This window comes from Arcanobacterium hippocoleae, from assembly GCF_040360365.1.
In the GTDB taxonomy this organism is placed as follows: Bacteria; Actinomycetota; Actinomycetes; order Actinomycetales; family Actinomycetaceae; genus Arcanobacterium_A; species Arcanobacterium_A hippocoleae_A.
Genome location: NZ_CP136412.1, coordinates 200276 through 221569, shown reverse-complemented (window position 1 = coordinate 221569; position 21294 = coordinate 200276). Strand labels below are relative to the sequence as shown.

The following is a 21294-nucleotide window of genomic DNA, read 5'->3' as shown; positions in this document are numbered from 1 at the left end:
GAGAGTTAGATAATTGACGCATGACGGAAAACCCTTTCTTCAAGAAACTGCTTAACGCGCAGCAATCCATCAGCATCCCAAATAGCAGCACATATTCCGGGCGAATATTTGTAATCTGCGGGCCGACAGCAGTCGGTAAGGGAACAATCCTCAAAGAGGTGCTAACCCGCCTTGATCACGCATGGTACTCAGTTTCAGCAACCACTCGTGATGCCCGTCCAGGTGAAATAAATGGAAAACATTACTATTTTTTAAGTGAAGATGAATTTTCGGCATTAGTTGCAGCAAAACAGATGCTTGAATGGGCCACAGTACACAAGATTAACCGTTACGGCACACCTGCAGTTCCCGTTTATGAAGCAATAGCGGCAGGAAAAACAGTGATTCTCGAACTTGATCTTGCAGGTGCACGGCAGGTTCGCAAATCAATGCCGGATGTTCCCCAAATTTTCGTGGCGCCGCCATCGTGGGAAGAATTAAAATCGCGGTTGGTTGGACGCGCTACTGAATCTTGTGAAGAACAAGAACGCCGGCTAAACACTGCAAAATGCGAGATTGCAGCGCAAAATGAATTTGATTATGTGGTCATAAATGACACAGTGGCTAATGCCACCGCTAAGATTCTGCAAATCATTGCAGATGCTCGGTAGTATTGAACTTTGCAGATAGTTGCGTCTGCTTGGTTAATAGATACCGATATAAGATAAAGCTATCGAAACTATTGCCGTCAGCAATGATTGACAACAAACTTGAGAGGGATGAATGTTCGGTACATCAGCAAATCCAGAGGGAATTACCAAACCTGCAATTGACGAGCTTCTTGCCCGTGTAGAGTCAAAGTACGAACTCGCAGTTTATGGTGCTGCACGTGCGCGGCAAATTAATGCTTACCGCCAAGAAATGAAATCCGGCGACGGAAATATTACTGAAGTTGGTCCGCTTATTGCGGTTACTCCGGAAGATAAACCGCTTTCTGTCGCACTCGAAGAAATCGTTGCAGATAAACTGGAAAAACACTTCGCAGACGAAGCATAATTCGACAAAATTTACGATTTTGGATATTCCGGCTTAGTTTCAATTCAACCGCGATAATATCGGCAACCGTAACGTAGGTTTAAATGGGATTTTTCGCAAATCAGATTAGTGCCGTCGGGCGCAGCCGTCCGCTGCAGGTAGTATTAGGTGTAACTGGCGGAATTGCTGCGTATAAGAGTGTTACGCTTGTGCGCCTACTGCGGAAAGCGGGTATTGAAGTCCATGTAATTCCGACTCAATCCGCCCTTGAAATGGTCGGAAAAACTACATGGGAGGCAATTAGCGGCAACCAGGTCTATCTCGGTACCGCGGAAAATGCAGCGGACGTTACACACGTACGTTTTGGGCAGCAGGCAGATTTAATTGTTATTGCACCAATTACCGCAAATACGGTTGCCAAACTTCGTGCCGGTATTGCTGACAATCTCTTATGCAGCACTGTACTCGCTGCCCGCTGCCCAATATTGCTCGCTCCGGCGATGCATACTGAAATGTGGAACAATCCTGCAACGATGGAAAATATTTCCGTTTTAAAGTCCCGCGGATTTCAATTTATCGGTCCGGAAAGCGGGCAGCTAACTGGTACGGATTCCGGTCTTGGCAGGATGAGCGAACCTGAAGATATTTTCCTGCGTGTAAAAGAACTGCTGACTCCGGATGAATCTGCAGCAGATTTAACAAATCATGATTCTGAACCGATTTTAGCGGGAAAAAAATTCTTCTCAGCGGCGGCGGAACACACGAGGAAATCGATCCGGTTCGGTATATTGGAAACCGTTCAACTGGCACAATGGCGGTGAAACTTGCACAAGAATTCGCCGCGCTTGGCGCACAGGTAAATTTGGTAGCTGCAAATATTTCACAAGATATTTTCGCATCGGCGGCAGATTTTTCTCCGCAAAATGGAAATGATTGCCGCGGATCCGTCGAAATTATTCCGGTAGTTACGGCAAGACAGCTGCAGGAAAAAATAATGTATTTCGCGGAAAATGCCGATGCGGTGATTATGGCTGCTGCTGTTGCAGATTATCGTGTGAAAAATCGCAGCAATACGAAAATTAAACGCAGCGGGAAATTGACGCTTGAGCTTGAGCCGAACCCAGACATTCTTCGGATTTTGGTGGAATCGCGCAAGAACCGCAAAGAACAAGTGATTGTCGGATTCGCAGCGGAAACCGGCAGCGCCGAAAAGAACTTTTATGAACTTGGACTTGAAAAGGCACTTCGAAAAGGAGCCGATTTCCTAGTAATAAACCAGGTCGGGGTAAATGACGGATTTGGAAACGTTGATACTGTCCTTTTCGTGGTAAATAACATGGGTGAAGCACAAAGTGTTATCAGCGGCAGCAAAACTCATGCGGCGAAAAATTTGGCACGCCTGATAAGTGAGAAAATATTAAATCGTTAGGCTAGACTATCTTCATTTTTGAGAAATGATTAGAATAGAGCCGAGTTAATCCAACAAGTCATTGCAGTGAATTTCTGTAGCTGCATAATCTAATATAAAGCGAGTTTATTTTGAGTATTCAAGCATTCACTTCCGAGTCAGTGACAGAAGGTCACCCGGACAAGGTTTGCGATCGTATTTCTGATGCAATTCTTGATGCAATCCTGGCACAAGATCCGTTTGCGCACGTAGCAGTAGAATCCCTTGCCACTACCGGGCTTGTTCACGTGGCAGGTGAAGTTACCACCACCGCTTATGTTGAAATTCCAGATATTATTCGCAGTGTGCTTACTGATATCGGATATACTTCTTCAAAAATCGGTTTTGATGCAGGTTCGTGCGGGATTTCAGTTTCGATTGGTTCGCAGTCTCCCGATATTGCCGGCGGAGTTGTAAATTCTCTTGAAGCACGAAGCGGCAGTGCCAGAACACTTGAAGATTTTGACCTGCAAGGTGCTGGCGATCAGGGTTTAATGTTTGGATATGCAGCTAACGAAACATCAGTGCTGATGCCGCTGCCGATTCATCTTTCACATCGCTTGGCTGAACGTCTTGCTGCTGTCCGGAAGAGTGGGGAAGTATCCGGATTACGTCCGGACGGAAAAACACAAGTTACAGTTTCGTATCGCGGCGGTGTGCCTGTATCAGTAGACACCATTGTGATTTCAACGCAGCACGATGCCGAACTGCAGCAAGATGAACTGGCAGCCATGGTCAAAGAACATGTTGTTGATCCAGTGCTTGCAGCTGAAGCAGCCGACTATTTACCGCAGCCGCCGCAGCTTTTGGTTAATCCTTCTGGACGATTTGTAATTGGCGGTCCGATGGGAGATGCTGGGCTGACTGGACGAAAGATAATTGTTGATACTTACGGCGGTATGGCACGTCACGGCGGCGGCGCGTTCTCCGGAAAAGATCCGTCGAAAGTTGATCGGTCAGCTGCCTATGCCGCACGGTGGATTGCAAAGAATGTAGTTGCTGCCGGTCTGGCTGACCGCTGTGAAATTCAGGTAGCATACGCGATTGGACGAGCGCACCCAGTCTCGGTGCGTGTGGAAACGTTCGGTACTGAAAAGTATCCGCTTGCGCGTATCGAAAATGCTGTGAAAAAAGTATTTGATTTACGCCCTGCAGCGATTATTTCACGCCTTGAATTACTGCGTCCGATTTATTCAAAAACTGCAGCTTACGGGCATTTTGGCCGCGAACTTCCGGAGTTTACTTGGGAACGCACCGATTGCGTAGCAGATTTGCTTGCTGCGCTTTAGCATTGGAGCAGATTTTGCGCCGCCGAATCCCGTTCGGATTTTCTGAACGGGATTATTGCCGTCGGCATACAGTTTTACCGGTATATTTGAAAAGGCAAGATATTTTCACCCATAGGGCATGATTCAATAGATATATGGAACCAAAAAAGATTCTTTCGCTGATTCACTTTTTGACGTCTTGCCCAGTTATTCTGCGCAGGATGAGCTGCTTAGCGTCAATCCTGTTCCGATAAACATTGACTCTGCAGTAGTGAATCCTGTTGCGCGGATTTATCTCAATTTGCCGGTACCGCATATGAGCCAGCTGTTTGATTATGAAATACCCGAACAATTCGCTCATTTGCAGGCAGGATGCCGGGTAAAAGTGCAGTTAGGCAGTCGGAAAATTGAAGGTTTTGTGGTCGAACGAACAGACACTGCAGCCACCGCCGGAAAGCTTCGTCCAATTTCTGCTGTTGTTTCGAATATCCCGGTGTTGCAGCCGCAGATTCGTGTTTTGCTTGAACAATTAAGCAAAGAATATATTGCTCCAATTGCTGATTTTTTCCCGCTTGCCGTTCCGCAGCGTCATGCGCGTGCAGAAAAAGATTTTTCCGCACTGCCGGAACCGGCACGAATAAATACACAAATTGTGAGTTCGTTTTCGGCACCGCAAGAATATGAAAACATAGATTCGCTTACTCCGATAAACCTTGATACTGCAGAAAATATTAAACTTGTACATCCGCTCCCAGGGCATGATGTAGAGATTTTCGTGATTCGGATTCAGCAGATTCTCGAGAGAGATGAATCGGTACTTTTGCTTGCGCCAACGCCCCGTGAAGCCGCACGCATTGCGAATAAACTTCGAAAAATTTTTCCACTGCTTTCAATAGCGCAATGGACTTCCGAAAATAATCATGCAACACGTTATTCGCAGTTTCTTTCAGCACTCGCCGGACATACCAAAATTATTGTCGGCACGCGCAGTGCAATCTGGGCGCCGCTGAAGCAGCTTCGTTTAATTATTCAATTTGACGACTCCCACTCGGCATACCATGAACGGCGAAATCCTTATATCAATGCTCGTGATGTTCTTGCTGCCCGTGCCAAAATCGAACATGCCCAATTTTGTGTTGTCAGCTTTGGTCCAAGTATCGCAAGTGTTGGTTTGCTCAAAGATATTTCTAGAAACATGATTCCCGCGGCAATAGCAGACGCTATTCCCGCGAAACAAAAACTCAGCAACTTATTGTGCAGCCGGAATTGATTGCGCGAAAACATCTAGTGCCGCAAGTGCTTGGGGCAAACCAATTCAAATATGAATCTTCACCGTGGAGCCGAATGCCAAGTTCGCTTTTTGCGATAGTGCGTGATGGGCTGCTCCGCGGTGCAGTTTTAATTGTTGTCCCAAAGGCAGGATATATTCCAAAACTTTCCTGCCTGCAATGCGGATTACCGGCAGAGTGCCCGAAATGCGGCGGGCAAATACAGATTTCGGCTCCAAATATGCCGCCTGAATGCGTCCGCTGCGGATTTATTGATCGTGATTTTGTTTGCCGCAACTGCCGCGGGCGAAAGCTGAAACTGCGTCAGATTGGTTCTGAACGTACTGCACTTGAAATCGGGCGCGCATTTCCTGGAGTATCGATTAATCTGGCTGGGAATATTACCGGGTTGGCAGAAGTAAAACCCGGACAAATCATTGTTGCCACTCCGGGAAGTGAACCAGAAAACACTGCCGGATATTCAGCAGCAATTATCCTTGACTGCGGGTACTTACTTGCCGCAGATAATGCCAATGCTGAGTTAATGTTTTTACGTGCTGCTGCAAAAGTGATGCGTTTAGTCAAAACTCGCGATGCCGGAGGTAAAGTCCTGTTGGTTGGCAATGTACCGAATAATTTGATTGATGTCCTTGGACGATGGGATTTTGCTGATTGGGAGCGTGCAGCTTTCACAGAACGCAGTAATTTCGGTCTTCCGCCGGCGGAAGACTGGTTTGAAATTTTGGGGACGCGGGCTGATTTGCGCCGCTTTCTTGGTCTGCTCCAGCTTGAGACTGCAAAGTTAAATATGGAAACAAAGCTCGCTGGGCAGGATGATTTTTCCGAAAGTTTTGAATTTGGCGGTCCAAACGATCCGCTTATTACCGGCGGTATACACAATATACTTCCCAAAGCGCGGATTCTCGGTCCGCATCTGCACAAAGACGGCATCCTCAGAATCTTCGTGCATCCGAATAAGGAGGATCTTCCGCAATATGTTAATGCGATTGGTACTGTAAACCGAATCGTCTCAATAAATCGTAATGCGTTAAGTCTTCGAATCCGACGAAACCCGCCACTATAATAGATTTGATTCTAACACCAAGGAGATATTTTGCGAATAATTTTTGCCGGGACACCCGAAACTGCAATTCCAACACTTGCTGCTCTTGCGGAACAACACGATATTATCGGAATTCTCACACGCGAACCAGCTCCGAAGGGACGGAAGAAGGTTCTTACGAACTCCCCAGTGCACGATTACGCACTTTTAAAGGGATACGAGGTTTACACACCGCGGACTTTGAAAAATGATTCTGCAGCAGAACTGATCGCAAATCTTGCTCCCGACGCTGTTGCAGTTGTAGCTTACGGACTTTTAATTCCGGAAAACCTTTTACGAATACCAAAATATGGATGGATAAATCTGCACTATTCTTTACTGCCGCGCTGGCGCGGGGCATCTCCAGTACAAGCTGCAATTGCCGCAGGTGATACAGAAATCGGAACCTGCGTCTTCCAAATTGAAAAGGGTCTTGATACCGGAAATATCCTCAGCACGGCGCGCTTCCCGCTAGACCATAATCTTACTGCCGGTGAAGTACTAACACAGCTTTCCGAATCTGGAGCACAGCAGATGCTTGAAACATTTGCCCAAATCGAGTCAGGCACTGCCGTCTATCGTGAGCAGACAGGGGAGAGCACTTATGCACATTTATTGAATTCACAAATTGCGCAAATTGATTGGCAATGCAGTGCAGCTGAAGTGCAATCGCAAATTCATGCGTATATTCCCGAACCAGGATCATGGACATCGTTAAACGGAATGCGAATGAAAATCGGCGCAGTAAAAATAAAGAATTCTCCCAGTATTATGCCCGCATCTTCCCATTCGGCAGGCAGCGTATATTTCGTCGGAAAGAATGTACATGTTGCAACTGGAAATGGAGAAGTTGAACTAACTACAATCTCACCTGCGGGGAAAAATGGATGAATGCTGCCGATTGGCTCCGGGGAATTCGTGAAGAAAATCCGCGTTTTGATCTGCCGCAGCGGACCGACTTGGAAAAAGAAAACGGAACAAATAATGAGTAATAACCGCCCAAACAACTGGCGTCCTGGTAAGTCAGCTTCAGATCGTGCCCGCCGCCTTGTATTTGAAGTGTTAATCCGAGTAGCAACAGAGGATGCATACGCAAATCTAATTCTTCCAAAATCTCTCAACCGCGGAAATTTCAGCAAACAAGACGCAGCATATGCTACCAATCTTTGCTATGGTACTTTGCGCTTACAAGGGCGTTGGGATGCAATTATCGTTGGCTGCACCAGCGGCCGTCCGCTTTCGGAGATAGATTTGCCGGTACTGGTGCTGCTTCGGATGGGGGTACACCAACTGCTTGAATTTGGCACACCAGCACATGCCGCAATATACGAAACTGTGACGCTTGCGCGAAATGAAATCGGCAGCGGTGCAAGCGGTTTTGTGAATGCGGTATTGCGCCGCGTATCTGAACGTTCGCTCACACAGTGGCGCGAGTACGTGCGTGAACAAAGCGGCGGTAACTATGGTTCGGTCGCATTTCTTGCAAAATGGTTTTCACATCCGGAGTGGGTCGTCCGCGGTTTGATAAACTCATTAAAAGCTAACGGCCGTTCCGCAAAAGATATTATTTCTGTATTGAAAGCAGACAATACTCCGTCGGAAGTTGCACTGGTTGCCCGTGATATCAAAATTTCCGATTTAAAACTTGATATCGAAAAAGGCAAAATGACGCATCAGCCCGGAAAATTAATATCCAGCTCGCTGCTATTAACGCGTGGGGATCCGGGACGGATATTTGCGGTACAAGACAAGCTTGCCGGGGTGCAAGATGAAGGTTCGCAGCTGATTTCACGGCTTTTTACAGCTGCAGCTGTAGAAACACCAGACCGTCGTTGGCTTGATATGTGTGCCGGCCCTGGCGGTAAGAGTGCGACGATTGCGGCAATCGCTGCACAGCGCGGAGCGCAAGTATTTGCGAATGAACTCCATCCGCATCGGCTCAGGCTGGTATCGCAAGCAATCGATCCTTGGGCTGATTTAGTTGCATTACGGGAGGGAGACGGGCGTGAAATTGGTGCAGAAGAACCCGAAAGCTACGACCGGATCCTGATTGACGCTCCGTGTACTGGAATCGGTGCACTCCGCCGCCGTCCCGAAGCACGCTGGCGGAAAGAAGCCGGAGATGCGCTGGATTTAGCAAAATTACAGCTCGAATTGCTCGAGTCGGGTTGGAAGGCTCTGCAGAAAGGCGGAATTCTCCTCTACTCAACCTGTTCTCCATATCTGCCGGAAACCCATGAGATTATTGCGAAGTTTATGTCCCGCCGTGAAGATGCCCATCTGCTGAATGCTGCGAAAATCGCCAATAGCTTCACAAAAGTGAAGCTTACAAGCAATACCGAAATGCTGCAGCTTTGGCCTGATGAGCATGCAAGCGATGCAATGTTTGCGGCAGTTATTAAGAAAATAAAATAAATACAGATTCGGGTAAATAAATCGAAAGGAAAATGGATGAGCGTGCGGATTAATCCGTCAATTTTAAACTGCGACTTTTCAGATTTACGCGGAGAACTTGCAAAGATTTCAAACGCGGACTTTGCGCATATTGACGTAATGGATAACCATTTTGTTCCGAACCTTACGCTCGGACTGCCAATCGTTGAATCAATTAAAAAACAACGAATCTTCCGCTTGATTGCCACCTGATGATTGCGCAGCCAGATGTTTGGGCGCCGCAATATGCAGAAGCCGGCAGTGAATCTGTCACTTTTCATGCCGAGGCTGCACAAGCGCCGCTGCGTTTGGCCCGCGAATTACGCAAAATCGGTGCACGCGCCGGAATTGCACTAAAACCTGCCACTCCAATCGAACCATTTGTTGATATCCTCAATGAATTTGACATGATTCTAATCATGACAGTTGAACCAGGATTTGGCGGACAAAAATTCATTTCGCAAATGCAGCATAAAATCTCTCGTACCCGTGAAGCCGTGAAGAAAACTGGTCTTGACGTGTGGATTCAGGTCGATGGCGGAATATCGCGCGATACGATTGCTCTTGCAGCTGCTGCCGGAGCAGATACTTTTGTTGCCGGATCAGCCGTCTATAATGCAGCTGACGCTTACGCCGAAATTGAAACGCTGCGCGCAATCGCACATCAGCATTGTTTTTGATACTCCTTTCGGAAATTACTGAAAGGAACACCTCTGCCGGATTTAGTGTTTTGGAATCGCGATTTTGCCGGTTTTTACGGCCGAACACAAAATTTCATCACGTATATTTAAATTCGTACTTCACCCAAAAACTATCCGGCGAATATTCGCCGGAAATAAATTTTAAAACGTGCGGAACAGACTACCAGCAGCACAGATTAGCGTATGTCTCCAGTTAATGCGCAATATGATTCAATAATTAATGCAATTTTTTGCGCAAAGGTCTATACTGACCGTGTACAGAAGTGCTCCAGGGTCAGTGAAAATCTGAACCGGCGGTGAAAGTCCGCGACCCAAAAATTTACAGAAATATCTGAGTTTCTTAGTTTTTGGCTGAAGAGGTGAAATTCCTCTACCGACGGTAAAAGTCCGGATGGGAGGCGCACGAATTTACAGGCTCGCAAGTTCTGTCTGTCCTTTTGTGTTCTCGTTCCTGGTGCTCTTTTGATGCAAAGAGAATATCGAAAATACAAAAGGGATGAAAAATTGCGTACACCTCGCTGGATTGCACCGTTACTTCTTGGGCTTTTAGCGATTCTTGCTTGGTTTCTTGCCGTCGGTTTCAAATTAATCGGGGAGTACGCATTACCAGATCCAGTATTAGTTTTCTTCAGACTAATCACCGGAATCCGCGAAGGATATCTTCTAAGCGCATTAGGACAAACAATGCTGGAAGCTTTTCTCGGTTGTCTTCTTGCCGCATGTATTGGTATTCCGCTTGGTCTTGCTATTTCACATTGGCGATTCTTAAGTGCATCAATTGAGCCATATTTGGCTGCCTCACAGGCAATCCCAGCGGTTGCTATTGCGCCGCTGCTAGTCACCTGGATTGGATACGGGATGGCGCCGATTGTTACGCTTTGTGCTATCATCGTTATCTTTCCAATAGTGATTGGAACTGCAGTCGGTATCAGATCTCTTGATTCAGATGTGATAGCGGCTGCTCGTCTCGACGGAGCCGGAGGAATTAATCTCCTGTTATTCATTGAGATACCGCTTGCCGGGCCAAATATTCTCGCGGGACTTCGTACCGGATTCACACTAGCTATTACCGGAGCCGTGGTAGGTGAAATGGTTATCGGCGGCCAGATTGGATTAGGGATTACACTGATTACTGCCCAACATCTAAATGACTTACCGGCAATGTTCGCTGCAATCATTCTTCTGGCAATAGCGGCAGTTGGAATCTATCTCATATTGCGTGCCCTTGAAAATCGGGCGGTACGTTTTGCCGCTTCCTAAAGTATGGCCGAAAATGTGCGTCGGTAAAATCATTTTCGAAATCATGCTTCAAATTAGCGGGAATAATACGAAGATAAGGAAGAACTTCATGAAGAAACTATTCGGAATTGTTTCAGTTTTATTTCTTGCGCTGTTTCAACTCAGTGCCTGCACAAACGACAATCAGCAAACTAAAAATTCACAAAGTCAATCCGCTAACTCCCAGCAGCAATCTATGCCGAAAATTACGGTGGGTTTAACTTATATCCCTGATGTTCAATTCGCGCCGCTTTACATTGCGGAAGCAAAAGGATACTTTCAGGATGCCGGACTGGATGTAAAATTGCGGCATCATGGTGCGCAAGAAGCATTACTCGGCGCGCTGCAATCCGGTACGGAAGATATTGTCTTTGCGGGCGGAGACGAAATGATGCAAGGCCGTTCAACTGGGATTAAAGTAGTCAACTGGGCAACAATGTATCAAAAATATCCGGTTGTGTTAATTGCTCCCAAATCTGCAGGTATTACAAAGTGGGAAGATTTAACTGGAAAAAAGGTTGGCTTACCCGGTCCGTACGGTGAAAATTATTATGGCTTACTTGCAGCACTCGAAATTCATAATCTGCAAGACAAAGTACAAATAGAGTTTATCGGTTACACTCAGACTGCTGCATTGCAAGAAAAAAGGTCGACGCAATTATCGGATTCGCAAACAATGATACGGTTGCGCTGAAAAATGCTGGAATTGACGTGATAAATATTCCAATCCTGGAAAATGCACAGCCGCCGCTTGTCGGGGTCGGATTCGGTTCACTTGCAGATAAAATTCAGCCTGCCGTTTACAAGAAGTTTCTCGGCGCAGTAGAAAAAGCAGTAAAAGATGCGGTTGCAGATCCAAAAGGAGCCGTAGAAATCACGAAAAAATACGTTCCCTCTTTATCTGAAACGAAAGCAGCAAGTACTGCATTAGCTGTTCTGGAGCAAACGCTGCTCCTATATCAAGGCGACGGAAGTTTTGGGCGGCAGGATGCAGCTACTTGGAATGCAATGGAGAAATTCCTTGCAGATAACAAGATTCTGAAAACACCGGTAAAAGCCAGCGAAGCATATACAACAGCGGTGCTGGAAGCGAAATAACACAGTTAAACCCGAATCCGAGAAGTGCCGATTACGAATGCATCCCCTGCACAAGTAATCGGCACTCTCAGCTAAACTGGGTCATTTTCCCGACGGAAGCGAGCTGGGGAGAGGAGCAGAAGAAAATCTTAAAATTCTGCAGCAAACTTTCCAGCTGCAGCTGCGGCAATAAACGCACTTGCGTCTTGCGGGAAGCTCCGGCCCATTGTGCGCAGCGGATAAGGACTGGAGACAAGTGCTGGAAGCAGGTCGGAAAATAAAATCTCACTAAAATGCAGATTTTTCCGGATAGTGATTTCCGAAATTTGTGTTTCGAGTGTCTGTGTGAATCCGTTCGGTAAAAGTGCGGATGAAATATTGCAATCGTTATCGTTAAATTCGGTAATTCCAGTATTTTTCTGAGCAGTATTCGCGCAGATTTGCAATCCGGATTCAAGCTTGCGTAGTTCAGTGAAATTCGGAATCGGCACATCACAGGCAGCTGTTACGATATCTTGTAAAATTCGCGCGGTGTGATGTGAGATTCCATAGTGTCTGCTGCGCGCATCAGCATTTGAAAGCCGTAAAACTGCGATTGGGCGTCCGCCTAAAATCCCTGCAGCATTAATTGCTTCACCAATTTGTGTCCCGGAAAACCCCCACTTTGTACCGGTACCAAGATTTCCCGGCCCTTGTGCCACAATTGCAGCATCCGCATTCCAGACGTGCTTTGCCGCAAGCAGCGCAGTATAAATATTTACGGCTTCAAGGTCGCCGCCGAAAGCTTGCCCGCAACTGATAGTGCCGATAATCGCTTTCGCATTTTTCAGCTGTGCAGCTGCACGCGAAAACCATGCCGGCAGCGCACCGCCGTCACTCATCACATAAGCGATTCGAATTTCGGTGTTTACACTATGCAGCCCAAGAACAATTGCCGGGAGTGCAGAATGTAAATCGGCACAAATCACCGGCATTCCGCCGATACTATCAGCATTTTCCAGCAGTTGATGATACGCAGATTCTTGTTCATCCACGCCCTGTACCATGAATTGGCTTGCCGTGTAACGCGCCTTCATTAAATGTCCCGGCTGCGGATGCGGATCGGCAGGTAATCGGCTCGTATTCGCAACTACAAACATGTAACCGCCAGTGCCGAGTCCGCGTTTAAAAGCGGAAGCTGAAAGAAGCAGTGTGTCTCCAAGCGAAATATCTCCGACAATCTGTGTATATGCAAGTGCTTTCACCAGCAAACCGTCATCACTGCTGCCAAACCTATCTTCTTCGCCAGCGATAAGTTCTACCTCGAGCTCAAGTGCTTCGCTCCAGCTTTTCCCAAACGCAATAACTTTTCCACGTCGCCAAATCATCATAAAAACATCCTACTTCACTAGAATATAAATTATGGCAAAAAGAAGACCTCAGAAATTAGCCAACGCCGAATTACGCTGCAGATTTTCTTGCAAAGTAATTCGCGGGTCACTGCCGCGCAAATCGCCCGACTGCCAATTTATCAGCGTTTGCAGGTATCCCGAACAGAGCTGATGAATCGAATCCACGAAGATATCAAGATTCTGCGTGAATCGGGAATAGACGTAGTTAGTGTAATACAGCACGGTACGCATTATTACTATATTGATGCAAGCGACGAAGTTCCCTGAATTTCGATGGCAGTTTTGATGCCGAAATGCTGCGGGCAATCCTGCAGTACCATTCTGATATTGAACAGGTACTTTATGCGAAGTCTGGCGTGAACAAACTTTTAGCTGACGCAAAACCCGCAGATTCGAAACAACTTGCAAGTTCGCAAGTTGTTGCCGGACTGCCGAAAGGTGCGTTTATTCCGCAGCTTGCGCAGGCGATTGCAGCGAAAAAGGAATTGAATTCGCATACTGTTCATCACATGCAGATGAGCCGGTAAAATATCGGATTATTCCGAAAAGGCTCGAACTTCATTTTGAGTCGTTCTACTTGCGCGGTTTTAAAGTGACAAGCTTGGAAAATTCCGCAGAAATAACCGTTGATTCCACCCCGCGGTTATTTCGGACATCACGTATTTTAACTTCTCCGAAAGAGTTCGCATTACCGAAGAGCGGCATACTTGAAGAACATTTCATGCAAGGTAACGGAGAGAAGAATATCAGCACAGACGCTGTTTTTTCTTCGGGAAACAGCAGCAAATCATATTTTTCAAAAGTGAAAGCCGTCGTTGCAATTAAAAGGGGACAGCACTGCCGTTACATGCTTTTTCTGCAATCCCGATTTCTGAAAATCAGGGGAATACTTCTGAAAATACTATTATTGAGTTAAATGAAATGTATCGTGATGATCTTTTTGAACTTCTTTGCTTTTACGGCAGCGATGTCCAGTTGCTCGAACCTGCTGCGCTTCGCACCGAATTTGTAAGCCGTCTCCGCATGCTTTCAGAACTGTGCCGGAAACATGAAAATAATTCGCAAACCGCAGCAGAAAAGGCATGAAATATGGATATTTCACTTTCACGAAAACTTTCGATTCTGGCATATCTTCGTGCGCAAGGTCCGCTGCCGTTACGTGATTTAGCTGCACATTACGGTGTCGAACCGAATGTGATGCATCAAGAGCTGCAAGATCTTTTTATGGTAGAACTTGCGACGTCCAGCGGATACGAATGTCCAATCGATATTGATTTTAATGATGAATACTCAATCGACGATTATATTGCTTTACGAACAGTTTCCACACAAAAGTTTCATAAACTGCAGCTCGGGTTTGATGAACTAATGGCAGTGGTAGCTTGGATTGATTTTTGGCTCCGGTAGCTGACGCGGAACAGTATGCGGCATTGGAAAAATTACGGGAAACACTCGTCTCCGGCGCTGCGAAAAATGGTTACGATAATGCACTTTGGCCGATTCCAGCTACCGTAGCAAACCGTGAGGCAGCACATATCTTAAATCAGGCGATTAAAGCACAGAATGATGTTCGTTTTCACTATTGGAAACCAGACGAAACTGAACCGGTTGCAAATTATCACAAAGTTAGCGGGACACCGCTTGAACTTGTTGCACTAAATCATCCGCTATTACATTTAGACAACGGAAAAGGTATCCGCACATATCGGCTGGATCGGATTAGTAATCTGGAAATTTTACCGGCACGGCATAACAAAAAGACACTAAATACTGCTCGCGCAAAAGTACGCCGCGAATCCATTTCCTTTCACGGCGGTACCGCATACCTCGAATGCACTCCGGATGCGGCCTGGATTACAGATTCCTATCCCGAAGTACGGATAATCGCAAAAAATGATTCGGACCAGCTTGCTGCAAGCGAATTTCCCGCAAGTCTTTCACAGAATGCCTCAGCGAATATTCAAATTGAACTAAAATACAACAATCTCAGCAGCTTACTTTCGATTCTCATCCGGCTCGGTGCGAGTGTTGTACATATTGCACCTCAGGAGCTTGCTGCTAAACTGGCAGAGCGGGCGGAGAAACTTCTTCGTTCCTATCAGGATGCCTGATTCTTCCGGCATTTTTTCAGCTGAAAAATACTTTCACGAATTACCGTCACACATATTGCGAAGAGGTACCGTATGGTCTGGAAAGTTCTCGTTATCGGACTATTGATTCTTACTGTTTACTTCGGTTATCTTGTGTATCAGCTTTGGCAGTCTGCGAAACGGCTTTTTGCATCTGGAGCGGCTTTCGGTGCGGCGTTTGAAAATTATGCTGAACCGCATTTGAAAGATTATCTGGCGGCAAAAAATGTTTTTGCAGATCCAAGCCGAGTTACAGCTGCCCGGAAAGCACGGAAACAAGTTCGTGAAGTGCGTAATACAAATCGGCAGAAGCGTCTGAATGCAGCTGCGAAACGATGGGATGTCTTATCTGATAACAGTTTCGCGAATATTGATTCTCTTGCACAGGCAAAAGCAAAAGAATACCGGCAACACCGTCGCCAAGAAAAGCAAAATAAACTATCTGACAAAATGAAATAAACTGTAACCAGTCTTGAATCACGAAAATTCACCAAAATTTTTACAGAAGAAAAATACACTGTAAGTGATAACAAATCCGCATATTCAGCATATTTAATTATGGAAAAACAGATTTGGAGTAGTTACGGATGATTATCGGGCTTTCGATGAATCCAGTATCTGGAAAAGGCCGCGCAGAGAAATACCGGCGTGAAATACTGCGGATACTCGCCAGCTATAAAGCAGATGTGCACGAATTAATTGCCAATAATGCGCAAGAGCGGCTTGCGGCAATCCGGAAAGCAGTAACGAAGAAAAAATTGATGCCTTAATTGCGGTTGGCGGCGACGGGATGATTCATCTTGCCGTTGAAGGGATAGTTGGTTCAGAAATTCCGCTTGGAATTGTGGCCGTCGGAACGGGAAATGATATTGCACGTGAGTTTATGCTTCCCGCGCATGATATTGAGAGCTCTGTGCAGCAAATTATGACGGCATTTATGGCGAAAAAATATTATCTATCCGATGTGATTAAAATCGAATCTGAATCAGGTACGAATTATGCGTTAGCAATCGCGAGTCTTGGAATTGATGCTGATGTGAATCAACGGGCAAATAAAATGAGCTGGCCGCGTGGAAATACCCGTTATTTTCGTGCGATTTTGCCGGCTATCCGTGAGTATAAACCTTATGGTGTTAATATTCGCGCCAACGGCAGAAGTTTGGCTGGTTCAGTTACATTGCTGTCTATCGCCAACACCCGATACTTTGGCGGCGGAATTAATGTTGCGCCGAATGCGAGCCCAAACGACGGTTTGCTCGATGTTGTTCTTGTGGGCGGGTTAAAGCTGGGCACATTCGGCAGACTTCTTCCGAAGCTGATAATGGCACGGCATATTGACGATAATCGTGTACATTATTTTCAGACAAATAAAATTTTTGTTGCGCCGGATTTATCGAAAGGAATTCAACCGCCGTCGCTGATGGCTGACGGCGAATTTATCTGCAATCTTCCAGCGACAATTTCTGTGCTTCCGGGCGCGCTAAAATTGGCATTGTAGAGAACTATTTTTATCGGTGATTTTTTGCAGGCAAATGCGTATTGAACAGGCACTGTGCAATAACTATGTACGCAACTGAACAGATTTGAAAAATATGCACGATTATTTCATGAAAAATTTTCGCGACAGATACTTGCAGTACGGGATTAAACTCGATGATTTCCAAGAGGAAGCTATTGCTGCTTTATTGGCGGATAACGATGTGCTCGTTAGCGCTCCAACAGGATCAGGAAAAACTCTCATCGCTGAATTTGCGGTTGACCTTGCCCTGGCACGTGAGCTTCGCTGTATTTATACCGCACCGATTAAGGCGCTTTCGAACCAGAAATACCGTGAACTTTCCGCACGCTGCGGCAGCAAAAATGTCGGGCTGTTAACTGGAGATTTGACGATTAACCGCAATGCGGAAATTCTAGTAGTGACTACAGAAGTCCTGCGAAATATGCTTTTTGCACAGGACGCAAGTCTGGAAAATATCGGCTATGTGGTGCTTGATGAAGTGCATTACCTTGCAGACAAGTCTCGCGGACCAGTCTGGGAAGAGCTGATTTTACAGCTTCCGCCTGCGATTCGTTTAGTTTCCCTTTCCGCAACTATTGAAAATCTTGATGAATTTACTGCATGGCTGCGCTCAGTGCGCGGTGAAACCAGATGCGTCGTTTCAAAGGTCCGTCCAGTGCCATTGGAACAAGTGCTGCTGAGTCACGGGAAAGTGATTCCGCTATTGCGCGGCGCTAATCTGCTTCTTGGCAGTGCGGCGAAAGAAAACGACGGCGCAGACACGCTCGCGCAGTTCAACCAGGATTTAATATTCGCCGCGATTTCGCGTGAAAAACATAATTTTGGTAATCAGGAGAAAACTCGGAACCGCAGCGGGAGAAGAATTTCTCCGGCACAACGGAAGAAGATTGCGCTGCAGCTGCGTGAAACCGGACTCCTTCCGGCAATCGAATTCATTTTTTCCCGCAAAGGCTGTGATAATGCGGTAAAAGATTTACTTGATCGGGAAGTTATTTTTACTACCCGGGAACAGCAAAAAATCATTCGGCAGCGGCTCAGTGAACTTCGCAAAACACTTTCAGAAGAAGATTGTAAAGCAGTGCGTTTCGGACTTTGGGAAAAAGCCTTGGTTCGCGGATTTGCGGCGCATCACGCCGGGATGTTTCCGGCAATTAAAGAACTGGTGGAAGAACTCACTGCTGCCGGTTTACTTTCTGTTATTTATGCAACCGGCACGCTCTCGCTCGGAATTAATATGCCGGTGCGCAGTGTCGTCTTGGAAGAGCTTTATAAATGGAATGGGGAGAGCTTTGAAAATCTTTCCGGTACTGAGTATACGCAGCTGATTGGGCGGGCAGGCAGGCGGGGAAAAGACCAGAAAGGAACTGCTGTTATTCTTGCCCGGCCGCATACCGATCTTGCACAGCTGCAGGATTTGAGCAGCGGGAAGTTAGAACAGCTGAATTCTGCGTTTTTTCCGGCGTATAACACGGTTATTAATTTGATTGCGAACTACGGTTATACCAAAGCGCGCCTGATTATGGGAACTTCTTTCGCGCAGTATCAGTTAAATTCGCAGCTTGGACAAATTCAAGGAAAAATTTCGCGGATTCAGGCAAAAATCGCACGGATGCAGCACGAAGTAAACAATTTGTGTCATTGCGGGGATTTAGCTGGATATTTGGAGCTGCGGAACCGTGCAGGCCGTGCTGCGAAAGCTGCGCGGAAAAAGCACGGGCAGAATACAATCGTGAAATTCAATCTACTTGGCGCAATCTTGTAAACGGAGATTTATATGTGGCAGCAGTGAACCATGAACTTGAATATGCAGTGGTGCTTTCACATAATGCGCGCAAGGCGCGTGTTGTTAACCTTTATGGGGAACTAACTTGGATTTATAAAGACGATCTCCGCTCACCATTGCGTCATCTTGGAAGTTTTTCACTTCCGCATGGAATTTCACTAAAAAATCGGATGCCCGGGAAATAATTGCTGAAAGTATTTTTGCACGAGTTAGTGAGCGGATTGAACTTGGTGAAGATATTGATCTTACCGGTTCGTGGAATCGTTTTGCGGTGCGTGAGACACCGGAGCTGATTTCGCATCCGGTGCATTACTGTGCTGATTTGTCTGCACATTTGCGTGATAGCGAAAAGTATCTTGCCCTGTTGAATCGGAATACTGTTTTACTTCATGAAGCTGAGTCTTTCAACGATTCTGTTGCAAAAAGTTTGATGCCGCTGCGAATGTGCTTTGCCGTCTCGGACTGCTGCAAGGAAATACGGACGCCGTTGGAAAAGTATCAGTGTACAATACTGAATCTGATTTTGCTTCACAGAATCGGATTCGGCTGGGTTTGGCGGCGCCTTTGCTGCGGGGGATACATAATGAGAATGATCTGCTAATCACGCTCTGTCTGAGTGAAAATTCAATCAGCGAACTCGCTGCGCCGCACTTTGCCGGTATTTGTGCGGGATTTCTTGGCGATAAACGGATTGGCCGTCTGCCAATAACTGAATCGAAACTCTTTACCGCATGGAAGCGTGTTGAAACGAATTATTGGTATCTGCACGAGTTGGAAGCAAAACATAATATTGAACTGACTACTGAGCCGAATGCGTCAGGTGTCCAGCTTTTTGCATTGTGGGCAGCGGGAGAAAATCTTGCAAAAGTGCTGAAACTGGGCGGGGTAGAAGTAGGTGATTTTATTGGGAGTGCGCGGAGACTTATTGATCTTCTCGGTCAGCTGTCACGAGTTGGAAATAATACTTGGATTGGGATGCGTGCTGATGAGGCAATCAGACTTGTCCGCCGTTGGGAATGGCTCTGAGTTCGGTGTGCGCGCTTAATCTGGGATGGCATTTTTGATTCGGTAAGCGGTTTCGATAATTTTATAATTCATAAATTGGTGGAGGTGCGAAAATGAAAAATCCGCAAAAATCAGGGCGTAATCCGCGGAAAAATCCGCCTTTTTCGCTGGCTGTATTATTGCTTTATTCGGCGGGTTTGCTGCATTTCTTGCTGCACCTCCATATAATTTCTGGCCATTGGTGTTTGTTTCCGTCGCTGCGATGGGGTTGATTGCTTTATTTAACCGTCCGATACGCGCCGGATTTTTTAGTTTCATTTGGGCTTTTACATATTTTTATGCACTTTTTGATTGGGCGACGGTATCTGCCGGAACTCCGGTGGCACGTATCGCTTTAGCTTTTGTTTTATCACTTTTTTCATTGTGCTTGGCTGGGTTTGGTCTTGGCTGTTTGCTCCGTACCGGAATCTGGATAACTCTTGCGATGGTATTTGTGCGCCGCAAAACCGCCGCACTTATTTTCGTTTTTGGGGACGATTATTCTTGGTGCGGCTGTGTGGATCGGGATTGAACAATTGCGAATGAATTTTCCTCTTGGCGGTATGCCCTGGGGAAATATTGCATTTTCTTTAACTGATTCCCCGTTACTTTCGCTTGCACGTTTCGGTTCAACGCAGCTGATTCAATTTTTTGCTGTCATTATTGGTTTGTGTTTTGTTTTTATGTTCTTCGCTTTGCGGAAACGAAAAGTTTTCCCTGGTGTGGTGCTTGGGTTCACTGCATTTTTGCTTATTGCAGCGCCGCTTGGAATTCCGAATCTAAAGCTTTCCGGTCCGCAATTAAAAGCACTTGTTGTCCAAGGAAATGCTCCGGAATCATTTTCTGGATATATGGGCGGGCAGCGGGCACTTGAAATCACTGAAAATCATGTTGCTGCTACTAATGCTGTCTTTGATCAGGAAGTAGATGTAGTGATTTGGCCTGAGTCTGCCTCGGAATCAGATATTCGGAAAGATGCAGATGCACGCAGAGTATTCCGTAAAACGCTGCGTCTAATCGGAGAAACGCCAATCCTTTTAGGTACGCAAGAGTATTTTGCGAACAAGACCCGCACAAATGATTATCTTGTTTACGCTAATGGGAATATTGCAGGAAAGTACGCAAAACAACATCCGGTACCATTTGGCGAATATGTGCCGTGGCGGAAAACAATTGGAAAATATTTTACTGAAATCGAGCAGATATCCACAGATATGATTCCGGGAACAGACGCGGCGCAACTCACAATACCGTTGAAGAGAGAGCTAGAGTCGGGTAGCGGTTCGAATATCAGCCGGGTAGTGGCAGGTACACCAATTTGTTTTGAAGTTGCGTTTGATCAGATAGTTGCAGAAGCTGCATTGGGTGCGGATTTTTTGATTTTTCCAACGAATAATTCCGCATTTAAACGTTCCGGGCAGGCAGCGCAGCAATTTGCAATCGCAAAACTGCGAGCCGTCGAGCATGGAAAAACTTCGGTGCAAGCGGCTGTATCTGGGATTACCGGTGTAATTAATCCAAATGGAATAGTGGCGTATCAGACTGATTTATTTACGACGGATGCGCGAATAGTGCCGGTTCAATTGCAGGCTGCACAAACTTTTGCGACGAGCAGTTATCAGCAGCGCGAACTGTTGTTTTACGCATTTGCGATCCTTGCTGCTGCCGTCGGTTTGATACGTTATGTCAGATTTTCCGGAAAACTAAGCAGCGGTGCGGATTCAGATCGGCAAGAGTGAAGTGAAAAGCTGTTTGCTTCGAAACAGCTTACTGAGTTATGAGTTAAGCGGGTTAAGCTGCAAATCAAATTACGGATGCTTAACCCGCTTTATTTAATACC

Annotated in this window: 27 protein-coding genes, 1 pseudogene and 1 riboswitch; of the genes and pseudogenes, 26 read left to right on the top strand and 2 right to left on the bottom strand. The window is 46.2% G+C overall.

Translation table 11 applies throughout. The annotated features are described in order from the left end of the window. The first annotated feature begins 20 nt into the window (after positions 1 to 20). From gmk to RQN30_RS01120, 13 genes and pseudogenes are all read left to right on the top strand, one after another. Entirely contained in the window at positions 21 to 650 is a 630-nt protein-coding gene (gene gmk / locus RQN30_RS01180) for a guanylate kinase (RefSeq protein ID WP_353060910.1), read from the top strand. A 112-nt stretch (positions 651 to 762) separates the two neighbouring features. Continuing rightward, positions 763 to 1035, top strand: coding sequence for a DNA-directed RNA polymerase subunit omega (rpoZ, locus tag RQN30_RS01175; protein ID WP_353060909.1), 273 nt, complete (start codon positions 763 to 765; stop codon positions 1033 to 1035). Between the two features lie 83 nt (positions 1036 to 1118). Next, positions 1119 to 1835, top strand: coding sequence for a flavoprotein (locus tag RQN30_RS01170; protein WP_353060908.1), 717 nt, complete (start codon positions 1119 to 1121; stop codon positions 1833 to 1835). After that, positions 1751 to 2443, top strand: coding sequence for a phosphopantothenoylcysteine decarboxylase domain-containing protein (locus tag RQN30_RS01165; protein ID WP_353061731.1), 693 nt, complete (start codon positions 1751 to 1753; stop codon positions 2441 to 2443). The genes RQN30_RS01170 and RQN30_RS01165 overlap by 85 nt, the downstream gene beginning before the upstream one ends. 110 nt (positions 2444 to 2553) lie before the next feature. After that, positions 2554 to 3750 carry a methionine adenosyltransferase gene (metK, locus tag RQN30_RS01160; RefSeq protein ID WP_353060907.1) on the top strand — a complete coding sequence of 399 codons (1197 nt, stop codon included), beginning with the start codon at positions 2554 to 2556 and terminating at the stop codon, positions 3748 to 3750. 178 nt (positions 3751 to 3928) lie between these two features. Further along, positions 3929 to 4999 (top strand): primosomal protein N' family DNA-binding protein, encoded by a 1071-nt coding sequence (locus RQN30_RS01155; protein ID WP_353060906.1) that lies wholly within the window; start codon positions 3929 to 3931, stop codon positions 4997 to 4999. Beyond that, positions 4996 to 6081, top strand: coding sequence for a hypothetical protein (locus RQN30_RS01150; protein WP_353060905.1), 1086 nt, complete (start codon positions 4996 to 4998; stop codon positions 6079 to 6081). Before RQN30_RS01155 ends, RQN30_RS01150 begins: the two co-directional genes overlap by 4 nt. Before the next feature lie 30 nt (positions 6082 to 6111). Continuing rightward, on the top strand, positions 6112 to 6990 hold the full coding sequence (fmt, locus tag RQN30_RS01145) for a methionyl-tRNA formyltransferase (RefSeq protein ID WP_353060904.1): 879 nt from the start codon (positions 6112 to 6114) through the stop codon (positions 6988 to 6990). Positions 6991 to 7083: 93 nt separating this feature from the next. After that, positions 7084 to 8514, top strand: a complete 1431-nt coding sequence (locus RQN30_RS01140) for an RsmB/NOP family class I SAM-dependent RNA methyltransferase (RefSeq protein WP_353060903.1) — start codon at positions 7084 to 7086, stop codon at positions 8512 to 8514. 36 nt (positions 8515 to 8550) lie between these two features. Beyond that, positions 8551 to 9212, top strand: a pseudogene (rpe, locus tag RQN30_RS01135) (ribulose-phosphate 3-epimerase). A 281-nt stretch (positions 9213 to 9493) separates the two neighbouring features. Continuing rightward, positions 9494 to 9640: riboswitch (FMN riboswitch) on the top strand. Between the two features lie 97 nt (positions 9641 to 9737). Beyond that, complete coding sequence (locus RQN30_RS01130; RefSeq protein WP_353060902.1) at positions 9738 to 10493, top strand: ABC transporter permease; 756 nt, start codon at positions 9738 to 9740, stop codon at positions 10491 to 10493. Between the two features lie 214 nt (positions 10494 to 10707). Further along, entirely contained in the window at positions 10708 to 11205 is a 498-nt protein-coding gene (locus RQN30_RS01125; protein ID WP_353060901.1) for an ABC transporter substrate-binding protein, read from the top strand. Continuing rightward, positions 11145 to 11609, top strand: a complete 465-nt coding sequence (locus RQN30_RS01120) for an ABC transporter substrate-binding protein (RefSeq protein ID WP_353061730.1) — start codon at positions 11145 to 11147, stop codon at positions 11607 to 11609. The genes RQN30_RS01125 and RQN30_RS01120 overlap by 61 nt, the downstream gene beginning before the upstream one ends. 128 nt (positions 11610 to 11737) lie before the next feature. On the opposite strand, the gene RQN30_RS01115 is transcribed toward RQN30_RS01120, so the two are convergent. Beyond that, positions 11738 to 12958 (bottom strand): DUF3866 family protein, encoded by a 1221-nt coding sequence (locus RQN30_RS01115; protein ID WP_353060900.1) that lies wholly within the window; start codon positions 12956 to 12958, stop codon positions 11738 to 11740. A gap of 87 nt (positions 12959 to 13045) precedes the next feature. Between RQN30_RS01115 and RQN30_RS01110 the strand changes: the two genes are divergently transcribed. From RQN30_RS01110 to RQN30_RS01060, 11 genes are all read left to right on the top strand, one after another. After that, complete coding sequence (locus RQN30_RS01110) at positions 13046 to 13246, top strand: hypothetical protein (RefSeq protein WP_353060899.1); 201 nt, start codon at positions 13046 to 13048, stop codon at positions 13244 to 13246. Positions 13247 to 13272: 26 nt separating this feature from the next. Further along, the gene (locus RQN30_RS01105; RefSeq protein ID WP_353060898.1) at positions 13273 to 13506 is read left to right on the top strand and encodes a hypothetical protein; all 234 of its coding nucleotides are present in this window, start codon (positions 13273 to 13275) and stop codon (positions 13504 to 13506) included. Positions 13507 to 13900: 394 nt separating this feature from the next. Beyond that, positions 13901 to 14065, top strand: coding sequence for a hypothetical protein (locus tag RQN30_RS01100; RefSeq protein WP_353060897.1), 165 nt, complete (start codon positions 13901 to 13903; stop codon positions 14063 to 14065). Between the two features lie 3 nt (positions 14066 to 14068). Next, positions 14069 to 14386 (top strand): hypothetical protein, encoded by a 318-nt coding sequence (locus RQN30_RS01095; RefSeq protein ID WP_353060896.1) that lies wholly within the window; start codon positions 14069 to 14071, stop codon positions 14384 to 14386. Then, positions 14374 to 15090, top strand: a complete 717-nt coding sequence (locus tag RQN30_RS01090) for a helix-turn-helix transcriptional regulator (RefSeq protein WP_353060895.1) — start codon at positions 14374 to 14376, stop codon at positions 15088 to 15090. The genes RQN30_RS01095 and RQN30_RS01090 overlap by 13 nt, the downstream gene beginning before the upstream one ends. 72 nt (positions 15091 to 15162) lie before the next feature. Further along, positions 15163 to 15567, top strand: coding sequence for a hypothetical protein (locus RQN30_RS01085; protein ID WP_353060894.1), 405 nt, complete (start codon positions 15163 to 15165; stop codon positions 15565 to 15567). A gap of 128 nt (positions 15568 to 15695) precedes the next feature. Next, the gene (locus RQN30_RS01080) at positions 15696 to 15878 is read left to right on the top strand and encodes a diacylglycerol kinase catalytic domain-containing protein (RefSeq protein ID WP_353060893.1); all 183 of its coding nucleotides are present in this window, start codon (positions 15696 to 15698) and stop codon (positions 15876 to 15878) included. A gap of 20 nt (positions 15879 to 15898) precedes the next feature. Further along, positions 15899 to 16606 carry a diacylglycerol/lipid kinase family protein gene (locus RQN30_RS01075; RefSeq protein ID WP_353060892.1) on the top strand — a complete coding sequence of 236 codons (708 nt, stop codon included), beginning with the start codon at positions 15899 to 15901 and terminating at the stop codon, positions 16604 to 16606. A gap of 109 nt (positions 16607 to 16715) precedes the next feature. Then, entirely contained in the window at positions 16716 to 18389 is a 1674-nt protein-coding gene (locus RQN30_RS01070) for a DEAD/DEAH box helicase (RefSeq protein ID WP_353060891.1), read from the top strand. A gap of 14 nt (positions 18390 to 18403) precedes the next feature. Then, entirely contained in the window at positions 18404 to 18595 is a 192-nt protein-coding gene (locus RQN30_RS01065; RefSeq protein WP_353060890.1) for a hypothetical protein, read from the top strand. Between the two features lie 259 nt (positions 18596 to 18854). Beyond that, entirely contained in the window at positions 18855 to 19436 is a 582-nt protein-coding gene (locus tag RQN30_RS01060) for a hypothetical protein (protein WP_353060889.1), read from the top strand. Positions 19437 to 19451: 15 nt separating this feature from the next. Here the strand turns inward: RQN30_RS01060 and RQN30_RS01055 are convergent, their stop codons facing one another. After that, positions 19452 to 19733, bottom strand: a complete 282-nt coding sequence (locus tag RQN30_RS01055) for a hypothetical protein (protein ID WP_353061866.1) — start codon at positions 19731 to 19733, stop codon at positions 19452 to 19454. Between RQN30_RS01055 and RQN30_RS01050 the strand changes: the two genes are divergently transcribed. Both RQN30_RS01050 and lnt read left to right on the top strand, forming a co-directional pair. After that, complete coding sequence (locus tag RQN30_RS01050) at positions 19657 to 19986, top strand: hypothetical protein (protein WP_353060888.1); 330 nt, start codon at positions 19657 to 19659, stop codon at positions 19984 to 19986. The two genes, RQN30_RS01055 and RQN30_RS01050, sit on opposite strands and share 77 nt — an antisense overlap. Next, positions 19895 to 21193, top strand: a complete 1299-nt coding sequence (gene lnt, locus RQN30_RS01045; RefSeq protein ID WP_353060887.1) for an apolipoprotein N-acyltransferase — start codon at positions 19895 to 19897, stop codon at positions 21191 to 21193. The genes RQN30_RS01050 and lnt overlap by 92 nt, the downstream gene beginning before the upstream one ends. Positions 21194 to 21294: the final 101 nt, after the last annotated feature.